We start from the raw sequence: 18,024 nt of genomic DNA on the forward strand, positions 1-18,024 counted from the left end.
GTGTTAGTCGTCGCTGACGGGGACCTGGGTTTCGACATCGCGAAGCGAGAGCATGGGCCGGCGGTCGCGATCGAAGAGCTCGTTCGGGAATCTCGCTCCGAAGCCGGTGTCCTCAAGCCGCGCGAAATAGGCCTCCAGCTGTTCCATGACGTCGTTGAAGGCCAGATGCTTGGCTTCATCGATGCCCAGGGCTGCCGCGCATGCCCGTGCCTCCTCCTCGGCTCCAACTCCGATGGTGGCGAAGTATCTGCGGAGCAGATCGACGGTTGTCAGGCGCTTACCGGAAGATTTCGGTTCGTGGACGAACAGGCGACGTGATTCGATCGCCGCAGGTGTTGTCAACTCCAGGACGCGTCGGCTCGATCGGGTCACGGGTATCGGTTCGACGAATCGGTCGCCTTGCTGGACGAAGGGCTCAAAGTGAGAGAACACCGTGGCATCCCGCTCTCGCCCGATCTTATGAATGACATAGATGAGGCCCGGGTGGGCACGACCGACACGTGCGGTGGCCTGGATGAACTCGGCCGTCGTCAGCGGCACACCCAGCACGGTCATGATGTTCAGGCGGTTGACGTCGACGCCGTGGGACATCATGGAGGACGCCGTGACGACATGGATGCGCTCGTCGAACTCGGCCTCGGGTTGCTCAAGTCGTTCGAGCGCCTCCCGGACCTGCTCGAACTGAGTCTGTCCGGTCAATGACACGACATTCAGCGGAGCGACTGGTACTTGGGTACCGGTGGAACGCAGCGCGGCCTCGACGTCGCGGACGGTGTTCCCATAGATGACGTCGGTGCCATACAAGTCCAGCAGAAAGTCCGAGAACTTTGAATCGACTCCAACTTCGGCGCACACCTCTTCTGGTTGCTCGCGCAGACGCCGGACGGACTGCTGAAGGATCGTCAGCGTGCGGTCGTTGACCCACTCAAGCGTCACTCCGCGAGGCCATACGGCGACGAACCTGCGCAGCAGATGGTCAGTCTCCCGGCTCCAGAACGACTCACGCGCCGATGGGCCGGGCACAGGGAACACACGTCCTGGCCTCTGGTAGAGGACGTCGACCTGCCGGTTGTAGCCGGTCAGTGTCGCCGACGACGCGATGATCTTTGGTCGAGTTCCGGTGAGTTGCTCTTGGAGCGAGTCCATGAGCGACTCGTAATGGGAGTCGACAGCGCCCAACGAGTCACGAAGCAGGTGGAGTTCGTCCTGGAGCCGGAAGGACGGTGCGAAATCAGGGCGCTCACCGTCCTTGATCCGCTCGACGTCGGCTTTGCAGCCCGGAACCAGGCAGCCATTGGGCCGAGTACTCCGCAGAGCGTAGGTGTAGCCGTGCATCGACCGTGTGCACTTGCCAGCGGGGCCTTCGAGGAAGCCCCGCATGTTGGCCTGCATGGCGATGAGCGACGCCTTGTCCAAAGTGCCGATCACCACTGTTGGCAGGAAGCGATATATCTCCTGGTCGACGATGTAGAACGGCAGGGGCTCGCCGTCGCTGGGGCAGTCGCCGTCGCGGCAGAGATGCCGAAGCGTCCAGTTCCTGCGGTCGAACTTGGTGTAGACGCCCTTCGTGCCACAGAACGGACACGACGTCAGGATGAGGTATCGCGCCGGCATGGCATCGTCCTCGACGTCGATCGGGTTGAAGTCCGTTGGCTCGATGGGGATGGCGTTCGGGGTGGCGTTCGCCCCCACGAAGTAGCCTAGGGAGATCGGCGCCCCAGCGACCTTGTGATCTCGGCGGATGAGTTCGGCCGCCCCCAGGGCGTCGGCGAAGCGTTGGGTCTGCTGGAGCGACAGCATCCGCAGGGGGAACCGGCTCCAGGCGGTGATACCCGACCTCTTGCCCCGCAACCGATCGTAGAAAGCGGCGAGAACAAGAAGCGCCAAGTAGGTTTCAGTCTTGCCGCCACCGGTGGTGAACCAGACAGTCTCGACATGATTCCAGTCGGTGCCCGCCTTGACGAAGCTGGGCAGGACGGAAAGGACGAAGCCGATCTGGAACGGTCGCCACTGGTTGTACTTGGCACGTGAGGCTCGTGCCATGGCGAGATTCATCAATGAGAACGCGTACCGAAGACGTTTGTCCCGCTTAAGGGCAGCCAGTCCTCGGTTGAGTCGGTCAAGCTCGTCACGGTAGTCGCCCGCAGCCTGCCGCGCTTGCGCGACCATCCCTGGCTGCCATCCCTCGTCGCGGGCACGACGAGCCAGCTGGGCGTCCGACCAGTGATCCTCTCCCCAGGCCTGGTACGCCTGGAGCAGATCGGTGAGACGAGCCACCGGATCGGAGGCAAGCGCCTCGAAGGTCAGATCGAGGACCGCCGGATCGGTACCGCCAAAGTTGTACTCTGGCCGCTTCCGATCGACTACCACGGTGTCGGTGGTCACGAGCTTGCCGCCGGGGCGCAGGGCAACGCCACAGTTGATCCCGATGGCTGGCAGACGCCGGTCGTATCGGAAGCTGTCGGGCAGGGACTCCAGCTCGAACGGCACGGCCTGTAGTCCGGTGATCTCCAGCTCCACCTCGAACAGGTGGCGCTCGCCTCGCTTGCGCACGTCGTCGGGCGTGACGTTGACCAGCTCGATGACCAGTTCGGGCGTTCCGCGCCATGACTCATCGGTCACTCGCAGTTCGGCGACCACACCAGGGGCCCCGACCGCATCGAAGGCATCCGCGACGGCCGTACCGCCGAAGGCTCGGTTCTCATCGCCGGGTCGCACGTCGACGGGAACGCTGATCTGGATCCCGTCGGTCTTCTGCCATTTGTCATCGCCGAACTGATTCCAGGCGACGGCCTTGATCGTAGCGGTGAATGACCAGGCGCTGTCGGCCATCGGCCGCGCGCGCATTCCGATCGCGCACGGATCCATGCGGCGCTCACGCTTCACCGACTTGGCGGCGTCAGTCTCCGGGGCGAGTCGACCGAGCCAGAAGACACCGGCCGGGTTGGCGTCGAGCACGGTCCGCCCATCGCCGCGGCCTTCGGCCGTCACCCGGTCGTTCAGCCAAGCGACGAACCGTTCGGCCGCCTCATGCGACTCCATGGCGGCCCTCCAAGTAGTCGTGAACTAGGGTGGCGACGATGGCGTCCTCCCGGATGATCGTAAAGATGCGCTTCTCAAGTTGACGAACGCGTTCCCTGGTGATCTTGAACTCGCGACCGAGATCCTCCAGGGTCATCTGCTCATGGCCGTGGAGCCCAGCGCGCCCTTCGAGGATCCGCGTGAACCTCGGGTCGTAGTTCTTGGCGATCTCCTCGATGCGCTTCTCGATCGCATGGAGCACCGCAGTGTCGAGAACCTCGTCCTCCACTGATGGCCCCACCTGATGCAAGACCAGCGAGCCCAGAGTGGAGCCATCTGGATCGTCGGAGACAACGGCGTCGAGATGCACGAGAGGTGAGGCGAACTCGATGATCGCCTTGAGGGTCCCCGGATCCTTTCCCAAGGCCTGGGCGATCTCCTCCAAGCTCGGCAGTCGACCGTTACGGGTTTCGAAGTCTCCGCGGTAGCGGACAACCTGCCGCCACTGCTCCCAGACATGCACGGGCAGCCTTACCGACGTGCTCGTGTCCGCTATGGCTCGTGAGATCGACTGCCTGATCCACCAGGTGGCGTAGGTGGAGAACTTATAGCCTAGGTTGGGGTCGAACTTCTCCGCGGCCCGATTCAGTCCCCGCATCCCTTCCTGCGTGAGATCGTCAAGCTCCAATTCGCCGCTCTGGGGTATGAAGCCCTTGGCTATATCGAAGACGAGCCGACAGTTATTGACGACCATGGTGTGTCTCGCGAGATCACCGTCGTTGGCCAGCGACCTCAGCTCGGCGGAATCCTCACCGCGAGCGAGAGCCTCTTTAGCCTGGAGTCCGATCTGAATGCGACGCCCGAGCGCGACCTCTTGATCGGCATTCATGATCCGGTGCTTGCCGAGCTTCCCTGGCATCGTGTACCGCATCTCGAAAGCCGACTCTCCGTCGACACTTGCCGCGCCTGACTGGGCAGGTGAAAGCCCGGAAGGCGCTCCTTCCGAGCCGACCGTCAGCTGCGCTGACTCCTCCAGAGCGCTTGCGTCGAGTAGCAGACCAAGGAGCTGCGCCGCCTCCTCGGCGCTAAGCCCACGTCGGCTGGCGACCGTGACGACATGAGTACGCGTTAAAGGCCCGACGCGCTCGACATCCTCCAGCAACGCCGAGTAGGCGCGCTCGACCAACTCATTGACTTTCATCGTGAGTTTCCTCCCGCAACCCACAAGGCCGGCTTTTCCGGCTCGCCGCAGTCCGCACCGCGACATCCCCTGAACAGGAAACGCACAATATTCCCGGAAGGAACGACAGGTCAAGGGAATATGGGGCAAGAATGCGAAGAGTGTGTCCTGGGCTCCCTGAAAAAGTCATGGAAGGCGCTTGTGTACGATTCGTTGACGAGCCATTTTGGGGCTTGATAGGCTCAGGCGTGAGCGAGGAGATATGCTTGGTGTTGGCATCTGCAGTTAGCGCGAAGCTGTAGCCTTGGTTGCTCGGGAATCGAATTTCACTCTACGTGCACGACACGCATCCGATGTCCGGTTAGTCATGTTGTGACCGAAAGAGGTCACTGTGCGTCGGTTGAGCAGTGCATCCCGCTCACCTGCTGGGATCAGTAGTGGCCAGAATGGGCCTCGCCGTCTGGGGAGATCTTCGCCCCTCAGAGCGGATAGCGCGCGGGCGTTTCGTCGGGGCCTGCGACGACGGCCCGTAGGCATCTGCCGCGCGTACGGGCGGGGTGCTGCGACGCGAGGGCTTCGGTGGCTATCCCCCACCGTGATGCGGTAGACGCCGCTGATCGCTGCGTTGGGCATATGCAAGTGGTTGTGACCACCGCCGAAATGGACACTGGTGAACGTTCGCACACGGTCGCTGGTCCGCTTCGGATGCGGCGAGCAGGCGGCTGTTTGCGTGGCGCCACGGCGCCCGCGATCATCCGATCGGGAAGCGGGATGGGATTGTTAGTTGGCAGCGGTGGGTGGTGGGGTTATGGGTGCAGCCATGCGCGCGGTTCCCCGTAGGGGGTACCAACGGAACCGGCTCGACCGGAACCGACCACCACGTTCGCCACATCGCGCTGCATATCGACGATCTCGGATGTGATCGTCACCTCGCACTCCACGAGGCTGTTCTCCCGGTCGTGGTGCATCTTCAACCCGAAGACATCCAGCAGCCGCCGCAGCGTCGGCTCAGGGAGTAGTTCCAGGTCGACCGGTCCGGTCGGCAGCAGATCCAGCAGTTCGGGTGCCGGGCGGAGGGGTGCCGTCTCCTGGAGTTCCCGGAGCCTGGCCTGTTCTGCCTTCAGATCTGCGGCGATCTCGGCGGCGCGCTCGTTGACACGCTGAACGAGTGCCGGGGTCGGCTCCTCCAGGTTCTCCAGCGGATCGAGCACGCGCGCTTGCCGCCGGGCCAGGTCCTTGATCTTGGCTTTGGCCGTCGCGACCTGCCTCTGGTGCTCGTCCAGGTGCTCGCCGTCCAAATGGGCGAGAAGCGCCTGCAGGCGTTCGCGGCGGTGGGCACCGAAGATCTCGCGGTTGAAGAACTCGTTCAGCCCCTCCAGCAGAGGCTTTTCCCGCACCCGGATCACGGCGGGATGCCCGTCGGGCAGGTACGCGCGCTTCGGGCTGCACACGTAGTAGGTGTGGCCGGAGTCCTGCTTGCCGAACATCCGCCGCCCGCACAGCCCACAAGCCATGTAGGACCTCAGCGCGAAGACCCGCCGAGGCTTCTTGGGCCTGCTCGGGCCACCGGAGCGACTCCGCGACCGTACGTTGTCGCGGGCGACCCGTTGCGCCTCGGTGAAGACCTCGATCGTCACCAGGCCAGGGTGGGTGGGCTGCCCGGACCACACCCACGCCTCGGGCGGGTTGCTCCTACCGCCCGCCGAAGATGTGGCTTTGCGGTTCCACACCATGTAGCCGGTGTACTTGGGGTTGCACAAGACGTCGCGGACCGAGGAGTAGGTCCACCTGCCCACGCTTCGGGACTTGGCCGTCGCGACTGGTGGCGGACTCCGCTCCAGGTCGACGTTGAGACGGTCGGCGATCTCCTGGTATCCCAGGCGTTCATCTATCCGCATCTCGAAGATCGCTTGGACGACCGGGCCCCGCACTTCGTCGGGGACCAGCACGTGCTTGGTGGCTCCCTGTTCGCGGCGCGCGGCCACCGGGTGAGGGACCTTCCTGGCCGCGTACCCGTACGGCGGCCGTCCGGTGTTTGAAGCCCTAGACCGCTCACGACTTGGAACACCCTCCAATACGTAGAGTCACCGACCCTTCCGGAGGGCACATAGACGACTGTGAGGGAACTGAGCGGACCTGGGGATGCGGTCGACCGCGGCGAAGGGTTCGGCGAGCGGCTGCTGGGCCAGCTGCTGGATCGGGCACACGAGATGCCGCCGCAGCTCATCGCCCCCCTGGTGGCCGAGGAGATACGCGCGATCGGCGGCCGGGACATCTCGATCCTGCTGCAGGACTACGCCCAGCTCTCTCTGGTGCCGCTGCCGGGCAGGGGCCTCACCGACGGCGAACCACTGCGGCTGGAGGGGTCTCCGGCCGGGCGCGCGTTCCTGTCGGAGACCGTCGTCGAGCAGCCGCGGGACGACGGTGTGCGGATGTTCTTGCCGCTGCTGGACGGCAGTGACGAGATCGGCGTGATGGCCCTGACCCTGGACAGCGTCGATGACGACGACCGCCGGCTGCTGCGGCGGCTGGCCGGCCTGGTCGCCGACATGCTGGTCACCAAGAACCACTACACCGACCAGTTCCTGCGGACGCGACGACGCGAGCCGATGAGCGTGTCCGCGGAGATCCAGTGGTCGCTGCTGCCTCCACTGACCATGACCACGCCGCAGGTCGCCGTCGCCGGCATCCTGGAACCCGCCTACAACGTCGCAGGCGACAGCCTCGACTACGCCCTCAACGACGACGTCCTCCACCTCGCCGTGATCGACGCGATGGGACACGGCTTGAACGCCGCCGTACTGGCCACCGTCGCCGTGGGCGCCTACCGCCATGCCAGACGCGCCCAAGCCGGCCTCGCCGAGCTGTACGCGTTCATGGACACCGCCATCGACGCCCAGTTCGGCCCCGACCACTTCGTCACCGCACAGATGATGCGCCTCAACACCGGTACCGGCCACCTGGAATGGGTCAACGCCGGCCACCCCGCCCCGATGCTGATCCGCGACCACCGCGTCATCGGCGCCCTGGAAGGCACGAGCACCCTGCCCGTCGGCTTCGGCGGCTCGAAACCTGAGATCAACAGCGAGCGGCTCCGCCCCGGCGACCGCGTTCTGGCCTACACCGACGGCCTCGTCGAAGAGCACACCGCTGGCGGGGAACAGTTCGGCGAGGACCGCCTGATCGCCACCATCGAACGCGTCGGACCCGCCAGCGCGACCGTCCAGCAGATGGTGCGCGACCTCTCCCACACCCTCATGCGCGAACGAAGCGGGGTCACCAGCGACGACGCCACCCTCTTCCTCATCGAATGGCGCGGCGGAACCGCCGACCACCTCAGCAGACCACTCCTGTGACCGAAGATCCCGGGCCGGCCGGGTAGGGCGAGCGCCGAGCATGATGTGGTTCCTGCCCTCGGTCGCGTCAGGAGACGAAGGCGCCCGCCACGATGAGCGCGCAGACGAGGGCCACCGCAATGGCCATGCCGCTGATGAGACCCATCATCAGCCGCAGATAATCGTCTTTCATGGTCATCGGGCACCTGTCGTCCTGGTCACGGTCGTCGAGCCCGGAGTGCGAGCCGGTCCCGCGCGGACGCCGAACCGCCCGTCGGGAGGCGGCGCACGGCGTGATCGCCGTCATGCGGCGAGTTCGGTGTGGAGGTCCGGGGCCGGGTAGAGGGGCAGGGCGCGGTCGAGCGCGGTGACGCGGAGGAGCGCGGCGACCTGATGGCCGGGGGCGACGAGCCGGAGCGTGATGCCGAGTGCGGCGGCGCGGCGCTGGATGCCGACCAATACGGCCAGTCCGGCCGCGTCGGCGGACGCCACCTCCCCCAGATCGAGGATCAGGAGTCGGCCGCTGCGCCGCAACGCGCCGATCAGGTGCTCGCGCAGTGCCGGAGCGGCGGCGCCGTCCAGGGCCTCCGACAACGCGACGATGGTGTGGCCAGGGCGCTGGCGGGCGGGCATCCTCACCTCGTCGGGGGCCCGGACCAGACTTCGGGCAGCCGACGTGGGGATGGTGATAAGAGCGGTCATGGCGATCTCCGATCGCAGATGGTCCATACTGCCGGACGACCCGGGGCGGCGGGCCGGATCAACGTGCCGCGAACTCTTCTCGGAGTCGCCCGCCCTCGGACTCCCAGGCGCTCTCCGAGCTGTCCGAAGTGCCAGCCCGGTTCGTCCGGCCGGGTGGTGAGGCGAGGGCGGCCAGCAGGTCAGGGGTGTGCAGGAGGTTGTGAGGGTGGGACGCCAGCTCCATCGACGCCTCGGCTTCCTCCCGGGGCGTGGCGGCCGGGACGGTGAACAGGTCCACACGCCGGCCGTCGGCGTAGATGGCGGTCAGCAGCCCGGAGGGCAGGGAGTCGAACCAGCTCAGCCGCACCACCCGGGTGTCGGCCGGGCCGTCGATGCGCAGCCGTCGGGGACGGCTGTCCCAGTCGTCCGCCCGGAGCATGACGTGGGTGATGAGGCGGTGGTCGTCGATGGGACCGTGGTCCTGCAGGGCCAGGATCAGGCCGGGCAGTTCCGCGACCGGGTCGGCGGACCGGGGCCACCAGCCGCCGTCCAGCAGGGGACGCGCGGAGCGCGGAGGGGCCGCGGGGCGCAGCAGCAGCCGTGGCGTCGAGGGCGGTGACAAGCTGATCGTGGTGCGGCGTTCGGCGGTGGTCCACATGGCAGGCGCCTTTCTTGGCTTCCGATCGGTGCGGCGGCTGGGGGTGCTCAGCGGAGGCGCTTGCGGGTCAGCGGGCGCAGTTGCGTGAGGCGGGCGGACCCCAGGATCAGGGTGACCGCGATCCCGGCGGCCATGGCGGCCATGAGCACGACCGCCAGCGGCAGGACGCCGCTCAGCCCGGCGAAGGAGATCCGCACATCGCCGGTATTGCTCACCAGGAGCACCATGAAGAGGACCGAGATGGCCGCGACGGCCCACAGCTCTGACCACACCACGCTGGTGCGGACCGCCGTCACCGTTCGCTGCGCAGGTGGCTGCTTGCGCCGATCGGGGAGCCTGGGGCCAGGTGGGTTGAGCTGGGACGCTGAACCGGTCTGACCGGTGCGCCCGTTGGCGCGCGGCCTGTGCGAGGTCTGCATCACTCCCCCTCTCAGGGGGGCGGCCGGTGTGGCGGATCAACCCTCAGAACAGGATGCCGTCGTTTACCGGATACTTTTTATTCTACTCGACTATTCGCCGATATACGGAAAACGCACATAGTTTCTGAGCGCTTCACTCACGCATCGTAACCGCCGACGCCGGAGTACGAGAAACCCGCCCCCACTTCTGCTGTATTCCGGTCGAGGCGACGGGCTACCAGCGCGAGTGATGGGTTTATGCATGGATTGACCGTGTCCGTCCTCGGGCCGTCGCGCTTGCTGGACGCAGCCGGCCAGCACCCCGGGAGAGGTCGGGCCGGACGCGACGCTACGGCCGGACCGCCGGCCCGGCACCGGCGGCGAACGCCAGCTCGCCCGCCGCTGACGCGGCCCGCCGCTGACGCGGCCCGGCGCGGGGGCGGCCCGGACGTCAGTCCGGGTCATCGCGTCGAGGCGGATCGAACTCCACGTCGACGTTCTCGAAGCCTTTGTGACGTTCGGTCTCGGCGTAGGAGGTGTAGGCGCGCCGGTCCCCGGCGGTCAGCTCGACGTTGTCGGTGAAGGGCGTCAGGAGGCTGCGGGGCCACAGCCGCTGCTCCCGGACGACGTTGATCTCGGCGCTCAGCACGAAGGTGACCGCGCCCAGATAGATCCACGTCAGTAGGCCGAGGACGATCCCGAACATGCCGTAGGTGGCGCTGGCGCCCTTGAGCATGTGACCGAGCAGGAACGTGCCGGCCCACTGAATGACCTGCCATACCAGCGCCGCGGTGATCGCCCCCGTCCGGACCTGCGCGATGGTGAGCCGCCGGGCGGTCAGCACCCGGAACGCCACGGTGAACAGCACGACGTTGACGGCGACGGCCACCAGGATCGCCACCGCCCGCACACCGGCGCCGCCGCCGAGAACCCCACCGGATGCGGTCACCGCCGACAGCAGCGTGGTCACCAGGATCACCGCGCCACCGAACGCCAGCAGCGCCAGGCTGCGCACCCTGGCGGCGAAGGGGTTCGGCCGCGAGTTGCGCGGCACCCCCCACATCTTGTTCAGGGCGTTCTGTGCAGCCTGTACGACGCCCAGGCCGCCGTACAGGCTGCCTATGGAACCCGTGGCCAGGGCCAGGATGCTTCCTTGAAAGCTATGGATGTTCGCGCCGATCTGGTCCCCGAGGACCGGGAACTGCGCGAGCGCCGAATCCAGTACACGTTGCTGCAGATCCGGGTTGTCCTCCAACGCGAACCCCAGAGCGGTGACCAACAGCAGCAGCAGCGGGAACAGCGACACGAACCCGTAATAAGTGATCAACGCCGTGAGGTACGCGCCCTGGTCGTCCACGAACTTGTACACCACCGCCAGCGGCAGTCCCGCCCAGCGATGCCGCCTCTGATAGGCGTCCACGCGGCCGACCACTCCCACACGGCTCTTCTTCCCCCATCAGCGCGCCCCCAACGCTCGACCGCCCGGTTCGGGCGCGGGCCGTCTCCTGCCCGGTCGGCGACGTCCGGCGGCAGTAGCCGCGCCTCGGCCTCGTAGTGCAGGACGTTCAGGTCCGGTACGGCATGACCGTCCCCTGGGCATCATGCGAGAGGTCTGGACCCGATCGCAGGGTTAGACCGCAGGTCGTGAGCGGTCTATGCTGCGTGCGACGGCGGTAATCGTCTGTCCGGCCGCTCCAGACCCTGGCGGCGTAGGTGCATACGCTCCAGGGAAGGTCGTCATGACGGCATTCGAATCCTCGCCCCCATCCTCCGTTCCACAGAAAACGCGGGCGGGTCTGGACACCACGGCCGGCGACCGCGGCCGAGCCGGGGCGCCGGTCAGTCTCCGGCGGACGGACGTCGAGTGCGGTGCCGGGTCGACGGCGACGCTGCTGGCACTGGCCGGGGAGATCGACGCGTCCAACAGCAGCTGGCTGACCGTCCGGCTCAACACCATGATCACCAGCGCGTCCACCGGCCACGGCCGCACCGCGCCGAGCAGCGGTGTGGTCATCGACCTCACGCGCCTCAGGTTCTGCGACGCCAGCGGCATCACGGTCCTGGTCAAGGCTTTCAAACACGCCCGGAATCAGCGGCTGGTCCTGAGCATGGCCGGAGCCACGGGGCGGGTCGATCGCGTCCTTCGCCTCACCGGCATCGGCGAGGTCATCAGCCTGCATCCGAAGCCGGCGGACGCGTTGGCGGCGCTGCGCCGACGTGACGATCGCACGGCTCAGCACCCGGAAAGCGCCCTCGACGGCTGACCTGCCCAGTGCTCCGGTTGGAGGCGCTTGGCTGGGCGTACGACGTGCGCTGGCCCACCGCGGCCCGGATCGCTGCACGACGCCGCGCGGCCACGACCGCGGCCGAGAACCCATCGGCCCGTGAAGCCCGCGGCGTACCGGGCGTCACCTGCCGAGCGGGCAGGCATCCGGGTGCTCGTTCGTTCCCGTCATCGTTTCGCGGTCAACCGTGGTCGGCGCGGCGGCCGGGATCGTGTGGCGGGTGCAGGAAGCCCATCACGGCGGGGTCGTCGTCGATGACGGCCAGCGCGAGGTCGGCGAGTTTGCGGTTGGTGTCGCGGGCCTGGGCGCGCAGAGCGGCGAAGGCCTGATCGAGTGAGGTCTGGTGGCGCTCGGCGAGCATGCCCTTGGCCTGCTCGATGATCACACGGCTGTTGAGCGCGATCTGCAGTTGCTGTGACAGCAGCTGATGTTCGCGGGCCGCGCGTTCGCCCAGGATGCCGATGGTGGCGACGTCGGCCATGGCCTGCCCCAGCGACTGGACCGTGGTCGCCTCGTCGACGGCCAGGACCGTGGAGGGGGCGGTGAACAGGTTCATCGCGCCGATGATCCGCTCTCGCATCCGCATCGGCAACGCCACCACCCCGCCGTAGCCGGCGTCGAGGGCCGCGGCGCTGAACAGCGGCCACCGGGAGGCTTCGGCGGCGAGGTCGGCGACCCTGACGGGCCGGCCGGTGGCGAAGCAGTCCAGACAGGGGCCCTGCCGGGCTTGGAGTTGGAACAACTCCAGCAGCCGGGTCTGTTCGGTAGAAGCCGCGATCACCTGTAGCTCGTCGGCCTGGTCGGTGAGCAGGATCCCGGCCGCCTCCACCTTCAGCAGTTCCACGCAGCGCTCGGCCAGCCGGTGCAGGAACTCGATGAGATCGAAGTCGACCACCAGGGTGTCGGCCAGCTCGACGAACACCTCAGCGAGTCGTTGTTGCTGTGGCATGGCTGCTCAATCCGTTTCCTCGGCCCAGTGGCTGGGGGTCCTGTCGTGTGATGTCGTCTCTCGTAGACCGCAGTGGTCATCGTGTCGATCCATCGTGTCGTCACCCGTCGGGAAGGTCGTCGGGATGGAACCGCAGCCGCCGGTCCACCACCTGGCGGGCTAGCCGGGCCAACGGGACGCCTTCGGTGAAGGCGCGGGCGCGCAACGCCGCGAACGCGTCCTGCAGACCCACGCCGAGCTGGACGGCGACCATCCCGGTCGCCTGATACACCTCGATCCTGCCCTCGCCCGGCCCGCCCAGCGGCCAGGCCCCCTGATCCGAGGTCGTGCCGTCGGGCGAGGTCCGGCCCGCGGTCAGCATCACCGCCACCGCCGTCCGGCACAGCGTCACGGCGTCGGCGACCTGCTCCGCGGTCAGCGGTCCCGGCCTGACCCGGTACAGGGTGAGAGTGCCCAGCCGGATCGCCCCCACCTGCAGCGGGAAGGCGAACATCGCCCGTACCCCGGCCGCCGCGGCCACCGGCGCGAACACCGGCCACCGGGAGGCGCCGGCCAGCGAGGACACATCGGCGACCAGCACCTGGCCGCCAGAGGCACCGGCCTCGATGCCCGGACCTTCCCCCAGGGTGAACTGCTGCTCCTCCAAGAGCGCGGCCACCGCATCGGTGGCGTGCGCCCGCTGCCGGCGGTCCGGCCGGGCCGCCACCGACACCGCCGACCCGTCCACCTCCACCGCCGCCACGGCCGCCTGGCACACATGCGCGGCCGTTACCATCTCACCGTCCGCACACCCGGCGACCAGCTCCCATAACCGGGCCGCCCGCGCCTCGCCCGCTGTTGGTATAGCCGCTCACCGCCTCCGCTGTCCGAAGCGACCGGATGGCCACACCCTGAACCCAGCGTCGCACAGTCTCGGCACCGCGAGGCGATCGGCTCTGCTGTTGGGCGCTGCTCGGATCGCCTGTGTCGGCGTCTCGCGCCAGTGAGTTTCGCTGGAAGTAATCGGCGGGCGTTTCTCGGGAATGCTCGCCCGTATGGGAGAGGACAGTGTGACCACAAGCGTGACCACGGACGTTCCAGCCCCCGGCAGTGCAGCCGCCCGGGACCGGGGCGATGCGGGTCCGCGGGGCAGCGACTACGCGCTGCTGTCCCGCGAGGTGAAGCGGGCCGGACTGCTGACCCGGCGGCCGGGCTACTACACCGTCAAGATCGTTTCGAATCTCGTCCTGCTGGCGGCCGGTTGGGCGGCCTTCGCACTGGTCGGGCCGTCCTGGTGGCAACTGCTGGTGGCGGTGTTCCTGGCAGTCGCCTTCACGCAGACCGCGTTCCTCGGGCACGACGCGGGTCACCAGCAGATATCGGGCTCCAAGCGGGTGAACGAGCTGCTGGGGCGACTGCACGGCAACCTACTGGTCGGGCTCAGCTACGGGTGGTGGATCTCCAAGCACAACCGGCATCACGCCCACCCCAATCAGATCGACCGCGATCCCGACGTCGCCACCGGAGCGATCATCTTCACCCGCGAGAGCGTTCGGGCCCGGCACGGCCCCGGTGTCTGGCTGGCCCGGCACCAGGCGTGGCTGTTCTTCCCGATGCTGCTCCTGGAAGGATTCCATCTGCATCTCGCGAGTGTCCGCGCCCTGTTCGGCGGCAATGCCACCGCGCGCGAGCCGGGCAGAACCCGTTTGGCCGAGGGCGGTCTGCTGCTCGCCCACATCGGCGGATATCTCACCGCCCTGTTCTGGGTACTCCCTCCGCTGCAGGCCGTGGGCTTCCTCCTCCTCCAGCAGGGCCTGTTCGGCCTGTACCTGGGCTGCTCGTTCGCCCCTAATCACAAGGGCATGCCGATGCTCGGCAGGAACGACAAGACGGACTATCTGCGCCGGCAGGTCACGACCGCGCGCAACATCCGCGGTGGCCGGATCACCGATTTCGCGCTCGGCGGACTGAACTACCAGATCGAGCACCACCTGTTCCCGTCCATGCCGCGGCCCAACCTGCGCCGCGCGCAGGCACTGGTGCGCGCCTTCAGCGACCGGCACGGCGTCGCCTACTGCGAGACGAGTCTCCTCCAGTCCTACGCGCAGGCGCTGCGCCATCTCCATGCGGTCGGCGGGCCGTTGCGTCCCGAGCTGGAGTACTGACCGCGCCGGCCGGTCACCGGCGCCGGATCGCGGCACTGGCTTGCCCGAGCTCTGAGCTTTCCTCGCCGACGGGCCGTGCCGCCCGCCTCGGGGCCGTCTGCTCCTCCCCAAGCTGAGCGGGCCTGGATCGGCGGCGCGCTGCGCCTACGCTGGCGGGGCATCGGCGCGTCCCCTGGCGCCTCACAGGCCGGGTGGCGTCCGGTTCAGCGTGCCGGCGGCTGTTCTTGTAGCCGTCCCCCATCAGATTTCCCGGCGTTCTGCGCCGTCGATCGTGTCCGGGAGCGGTCGCGCGGGTCGGTCGGCTTCTCAGGGGCGGACATGCGGGCGGCCGTTTCCAGGGCGGCCCGTGCCGCCGCATCGTCGGTTGAGGCCGGGACGGTGAGAAGGTCGACGCGACGGCCGTCGGCATAGATCGCGGTGAGCAGTCCGGCGGGAAGGTTGCCGAACCAGCTGAGCAGCACCTCCCTGGTGTCCTCCGGGCCGTCGACGCGCAGCCGGCGGGGATGGGCGTCCCAGTCGGTCGCGCGCAGCATGATGTGGACGATGGGGGAATGCTCGTCCGACGGGCCCTGTGCTTGCAGTGCCAGAACCAGTCCGGGCAACTCCACGGCTGGATCGACCGAGCGGGGCCACCAGGCACCGTCCACCCGCGTGCGGCTCGTATCGTCTTGCTTCGGACCAGCGCGGTCGGTCGGGGCCGACGGCCGCATCGCCAGCCGAGGAGTCATGGACGGGGAGAAGCTGATGGTCGTTCTTCGTCCGGCAGCGGTTCGCATAGGTCTGCACCCCTCTCCCGAGAGGCGCGGACGGCGACCCCCGGGTGCGTTGTCGGCGGGGACGGGGCCGACCCGATACTTCGCTACCCCACAGATGCGGCAAAAGTGATTTCTCAGGACGGCCGGCGAGTCGAGCTACCCCATAGCTACGATGCCCTGTTTATCAGATATCTACATCATACTCATGATTTGCTGACGTTTCGGGGGCAGAGCGCGGCAAAATCCAAATGCCATTAATTATACTTTTCTTGGCCTTCGATGAGCGGCATCACCCACGTCGCCGTCAGATGATCCGGAACGTGGCGCGCCCACTACCGGCCTGCTGTCCGGACCGCGCCCCCGGATGGCGGACGCCACTCCGGCATTCCTGTGCGGTCTCGCCCTCCGCCGGATGCGGCGGAGTCTCAGAATCGGCGACGCCGCCACAGCCCCAACGAACCGGCGCCCTCACGGCGTCGGCACGGCCTGGTCCCGTACATCAGGACGAGCAGGATCACTCCGGCGAGCAGAGCGGCCGCGGCCATGGTGATCGCCATCAGCGGCGTGGCGGTCTTCCACAACACCGTGAGGACGATGACCGCCACAGCGATGATCGCAAGAGGTCCGGCAGGGCTTATGGGAGACGGTCGGAGAGCGCGGTCGCGGCGGGCGCGTTCCGGAAGGGGCACGGCATTCCCTGCAAAGCCGGTATGGCGAGTCAACCGGGCGGGATGTCGCCATTGGCCGGATGACCGCAGTCTACGCGCGTCGCAGTGATCCCCCTCCGGTGATGGCCGAACGCTTGTGCCCCCGCCTAAGGCACCAAGCCCCTGGCCCCGCGGCCCGGTAGCGGGTGTGCGCGCAGCAGCGGCCGTCAGCCGGGGATGCGCAGAGCGGGAGCGCGACATCGTCCTCGCCGCTGGGCTCCGTGCGCTCCATGAGCCGGTCACACAAGTCGGCCATGACGCCGTCCAGGCGGGCCAACACGGTGCTGGGCGGCGCGGTCGTGTCCCAGGCCAGCCGCCGCGCATCACCGGCGGGCAGTTCAGGCCGCTCGAAGCCGCCGCTTTCGAAGCGATTCGCCGGCCCGATGCCGTTCACCGTTCTCGTGCCGGGCGCGGACCAGGGGCGCCCACCGGAGTCCGCGAGCGTCCAGGCTCGCCTCTGAAGCCAAGGCCAGGCGGAGCCCCACACACAGCGCGATGGCAAGGCAAGCGCGTAGACTCACGATGACGAGGGTTTTCGCTATGCGGGCGGCCAAGCCTACATCCCCTGGTTTCTCCATACTCGGGCGCTTCAGCCCAGACAGGCCCGGCGCCATGACGCCGCAACACCACCTCGTCCAAACGGCCGACCACTCCGCCGAACCCCTCGGCCTGACCCTTGCACGGCTCAACGATCGCACCGTCATCGCCATCAGCGGCGATCTCGACGCCGCCTCCACCCCGGTTCTGCGGGAACGCCTGTACGCCGCGCTGCGGGACTGCGGCGTGTACGTGACCGTCGACCTGTCGGACGTGACGTCCTGCGACGCGTCCGGATTGGCGATGCTCGTTGGCGCACGCCGCCGGGCCGAAGCGACCGGCGCCACCTTGACTCTCGCCCGCCTCCGCCCGCAGCCGACCGATCTGCTGCGGGTCACCGGACTGCATCGCGTGTTCATGGTCGGTTCCTCCGCCACCGACGCCCAGGACGCAAGCCCGGACAGCCGGTCGACCGCGGCCTGACTGCGCGCAGGCGCTCGCACCCACCGAACGGGCCATGGCCAGTGCAGATCTGCGGCCCGCGACATCGAGGCCCGGCCACCGCCCGGCCAGAGAAGAGAGCGGGATGACAACATGACCGACGACGAACTACCGGCGACCCTCTGGGGCCCATCGGGCACGTCCCGGGGCGCGGCCGACCGGCGGCGGCTGGCCGCCTCATTCGACCTGATGGCGGCGGTCCTGAACGGGACCACCGTGCCCAGCCTGCTGAAGCTCGTGACCGAGCGGGCCCGCTCCATGGCAGGCGTTCCACTCGCATTCATCGCGCTGCCCGCCGAAGAAGCCCACACCCTGCGGATCGATGTCGCGGTCGGCGTCGGCAGCGACCGGATACGCGGACTGACCGTCCGGCGCGGACGGTCGATGCTCGGCCAGGCGTTCAACTCCCGCCGGGCCCTGTCAGCGCGAATCGTCACCGATCAGACGCTCAGCGCCTTACCGGCCGGGCCGATCCTGATCCTGCCACTGGACAACGGCGAGGCCACCCACGGAGTTCTCGCCGTTCTCGCACGGCCGAGCGCCGAGCCGTTCAGCCCCTCCACCGGCCGCCAACTACTGCTGTTCGCCGACACCGCCGCCCGCCTGGTCCAACTCGCCGAAGACCGACGCACAACCACCCCACCAGACAGCGCGTGCGCACCCATCATCGCCCTCCGCCCTCCACCCACGCGAAGCTGACACAGCCGCCCCTGCTGTTTGCGCAATGGCTCGTGGAGGTTCACGTCGCTCACGCGACCAGGGCGAACACCGTCGAGATCGCCTACACCCCTAACAGCTCCTGGCTCGTCACTCCATCGACACGCGGTTACGGGATATCGGGAAGCGGGATGGGATGCTTAGGCGGGCGTTGGG

General features: G+C 67.7%; 17 protein-coding genes. 5 read left to right on the forward strand and 12 right to left on the reverse strand.

Annotated elements, in window-relative coordinates; genetic code table 11:
* Positions 1 to 3: 3 nt before the first annotated feature.
* The 3 genes from E1200_RS07130 to E1200_RS07140 all read right to left on the reverse strand — a co-directional run bounded on the left by E1200_RS07130 (position 4) and on the right by E1200_RS07140 (position 6,186).
* Positions 4 to 3,042, reverse strand: coding sequence for a helicase C-terminal domain-containing protein (locus E1200_RS07130; protein ID WP_131951005.1), 3,039 nt, complete (start codon positions 3,040 to 3,042; stop codon positions 4 to 6).
* Positions 3,029 to 4,222 carry a sigma-70 family RNA polymerase sigma factor gene (locus E1200_RS07135; protein ID WP_165950228.1) on the reverse strand — a complete coding sequence of 398 codons (1,194 nt, stop codon included), beginning with the start codon at positions 4,220 to 4,222 and terminating at the stop codon, positions 3,029 to 3,031. Before E1200_RS07135 ends, E1200_RS07130 begins: the two co-directional genes overlap by 14 nt.
* A 785-nt stretch (positions 4,223 to 5,007) precedes the next feature.
* Positions 5,008 to 6,186, reverse strand: coding sequence for a recombinase family protein (locus E1200_RS07140; protein WP_131951007.1), 1,179 nt, complete (start codon positions 6,184 to 6,186; stop codon positions 5,008 to 5,010).
* 132 nt (positions 6,187 to 6,318) lie between these two features.
* Between E1200_RS07140 and E1200_RS07145 the strand changes: the two genes are divergently transcribed.
* Positions 6,319 to 7,557 carry a PP2C family protein-serine/threonine phosphatase gene (locus E1200_RS07145; RefSeq protein ID WP_243708389.1) on the forward strand — a complete coding sequence of 413 codons (1,239 nt, stop codon included), beginning with the start codon at positions 6,319 to 6,321 and terminating at the stop codon, positions 7,555 to 7,557.
* A 67-nt stretch (positions 7,558 to 7,624) separates the two neighbouring features.
* Here E1200_RS07145 and E1200_RS07150 read toward each other — a convergent pair whose 3' ends face one another.
* From E1200_RS07150 to E1200_RS07170, 5 genes are all read right to left on the reverse strand, one after another.
* The gene (locus E1200_RS07150) at positions 7,625 to 7,843 is read right to left on the reverse strand and encodes a hypothetical protein (RefSeq protein ID WP_131951008.1); all 219 of its coding nucleotides are present in this window, start codon (positions 7,841 to 7,843) and stop codon (positions 7,625 to 7,627) included.
* On the reverse strand, positions 7,840 to 8,169 hold the full coding sequence (locus E1200_RS07155; protein WP_207933220.1) for an STAS domain-containing protein: 330 nt from the start codon (positions 8,167 to 8,169) through the stop codon (positions 7,840 to 7,842). Before E1200_RS07155 ends, E1200_RS07150 begins: the two co-directional genes overlap by 4 nt.
* A 127-nt stretch (positions 8,170 to 8,296) precedes the next feature.
* On the reverse strand, positions 8,297 to 8,875 hold the full coding sequence (locus E1200_RS07160; RefSeq protein WP_131951010.1) for a DUF5994 family protein: 579 nt from the start codon (positions 8,873 to 8,875) through the stop codon (positions 8,297 to 8,299).
* A gap of 47 nt (positions 8,876 to 8,922) precedes the next feature.
* Positions 8,923 to 9,171 carry a DUF1049 domain-containing protein gene (locus E1200_RS07165; RefSeq protein WP_131951011.1) on the reverse strand — a complete coding sequence of 83 codons (249 nt, stop codon included), beginning with the start codon at positions 9,169 to 9,171 and terminating at the stop codon, positions 8,923 to 8,925.
* 553 nt (positions 9,172 to 9,724) lie between these two features.
* Positions 9,725 to 10,705, reverse strand: a complete 981-nt coding sequence (locus E1200_RS07170; RefSeq protein ID WP_165966252.1) for a YihY/virulence factor BrkB family protein — start codon at positions 10,703 to 10,705, stop codon at positions 9,725 to 9,727.
* Between the two features lie 307 nt (positions 10,706 to 11,012).
* On the opposite strand from E1200_RS07170, the gene E1200_RS07175 reads away from it, so the two are divergent.
* Entirely contained in the window at positions 11,013 to 11,537 is a 525-nt protein-coding gene (locus E1200_RS07175; protein ID WP_165950230.1) for an STAS domain-containing protein, read from the forward strand.
* Between the two features lie 202 nt (positions 11,538 to 11,739).
* On the opposite strand, the gene E1200_RS07180 is transcribed toward E1200_RS07175, so the two are convergent.
* The gene (locus E1200_RS07180; RefSeq protein WP_131951014.1) at positions 11,740 to 12,507 is read right to left on the reverse strand and encodes a GAF and ANTAR domain-containing protein; all 768 of its coding nucleotides are present in this window, start codon (positions 12,505 to 12,507) and stop codon (positions 11,740 to 11,742) included.
* A 100-nt stretch (positions 12,508 to 12,607) separates the two neighbouring features.
* Complete coding sequence (locus E1200_RS07185; protein ID WP_131951015.1) at positions 12,608 to 13,282, reverse strand: GAF domain-containing protein; 675 nt, start codon at positions 13,280 to 13,282, stop codon at positions 12,608 to 12,610.
* A gap of 274 nt (positions 13,283 to 13,556) precedes the next feature.
* On the opposite strand from E1200_RS07185, the gene E1200_RS07190 reads away from it, so the two are divergent.
* Complete coding sequence (locus tag E1200_RS07190; protein ID WP_243708390.1) at positions 13,557 to 14,651, forward strand: acyl-CoA desaturase; 1,095 nt, start codon at positions 13,557 to 13,559, stop codon at positions 14,649 to 14,651.
* A gap of 203 nt (positions 14,652 to 14,854) precedes the next feature.
* Here E1200_RS07190 and E1200_RS07195 read toward each other — a convergent pair whose 3' ends face one another.
* Complete coding sequence (locus E1200_RS07195; protein WP_347813201.1) at positions 14,855 to 15,427, reverse strand: DUF5994 family protein; 573 nt, start codon at positions 15,425 to 15,427, stop codon at positions 14,855 to 14,857.
* Positions 15,428 to 15,831: 404 nt separating this feature from the next.
* On the reverse strand, positions 15,832 to 16,011 hold the full coding sequence (locus tag E1200_RS07200) for a hypothetical protein (protein ID WP_131951018.1): 180 nt from the start codon (positions 16,009 to 16,011) through the stop codon (positions 15,832 to 15,834).
* A gap of 642 nt (positions 16,012 to 16,653) precedes the next feature.
* On the opposite strand from E1200_RS07200, the gene E1200_RS07205 reads away from it, so the two are divergent.
* Positions 16,654 to 17,133, forward strand: coding sequence for an STAS domain-containing protein (locus E1200_RS07205; protein WP_165950231.1), 480 nt, complete (start codon positions 16,654 to 16,656; stop codon positions 17,131 to 17,133).
* Between the two features lie 111 nt (positions 17,134 to 17,244).
* Complete coding sequence (locus E1200_RS07210; protein WP_131951020.1) at positions 17,245 to 17,850, forward strand: GAF domain-containing protein; 606 nt, start codon at positions 17,245 to 17,247, stop codon at positions 17,848 to 17,850.
* Positions 17,851 to 18,024 lie beyond the last annotated feature (174 nt).

The sequence above is a fragment of the Actinomadura sp. GC306 genome, from assembly GCF_004348665.1.
Classification (GTDB): Bacteria; Actinomycetota; Actinomycetes; order Streptosporangiales; family Streptosporangiaceae; genus Spirillospora.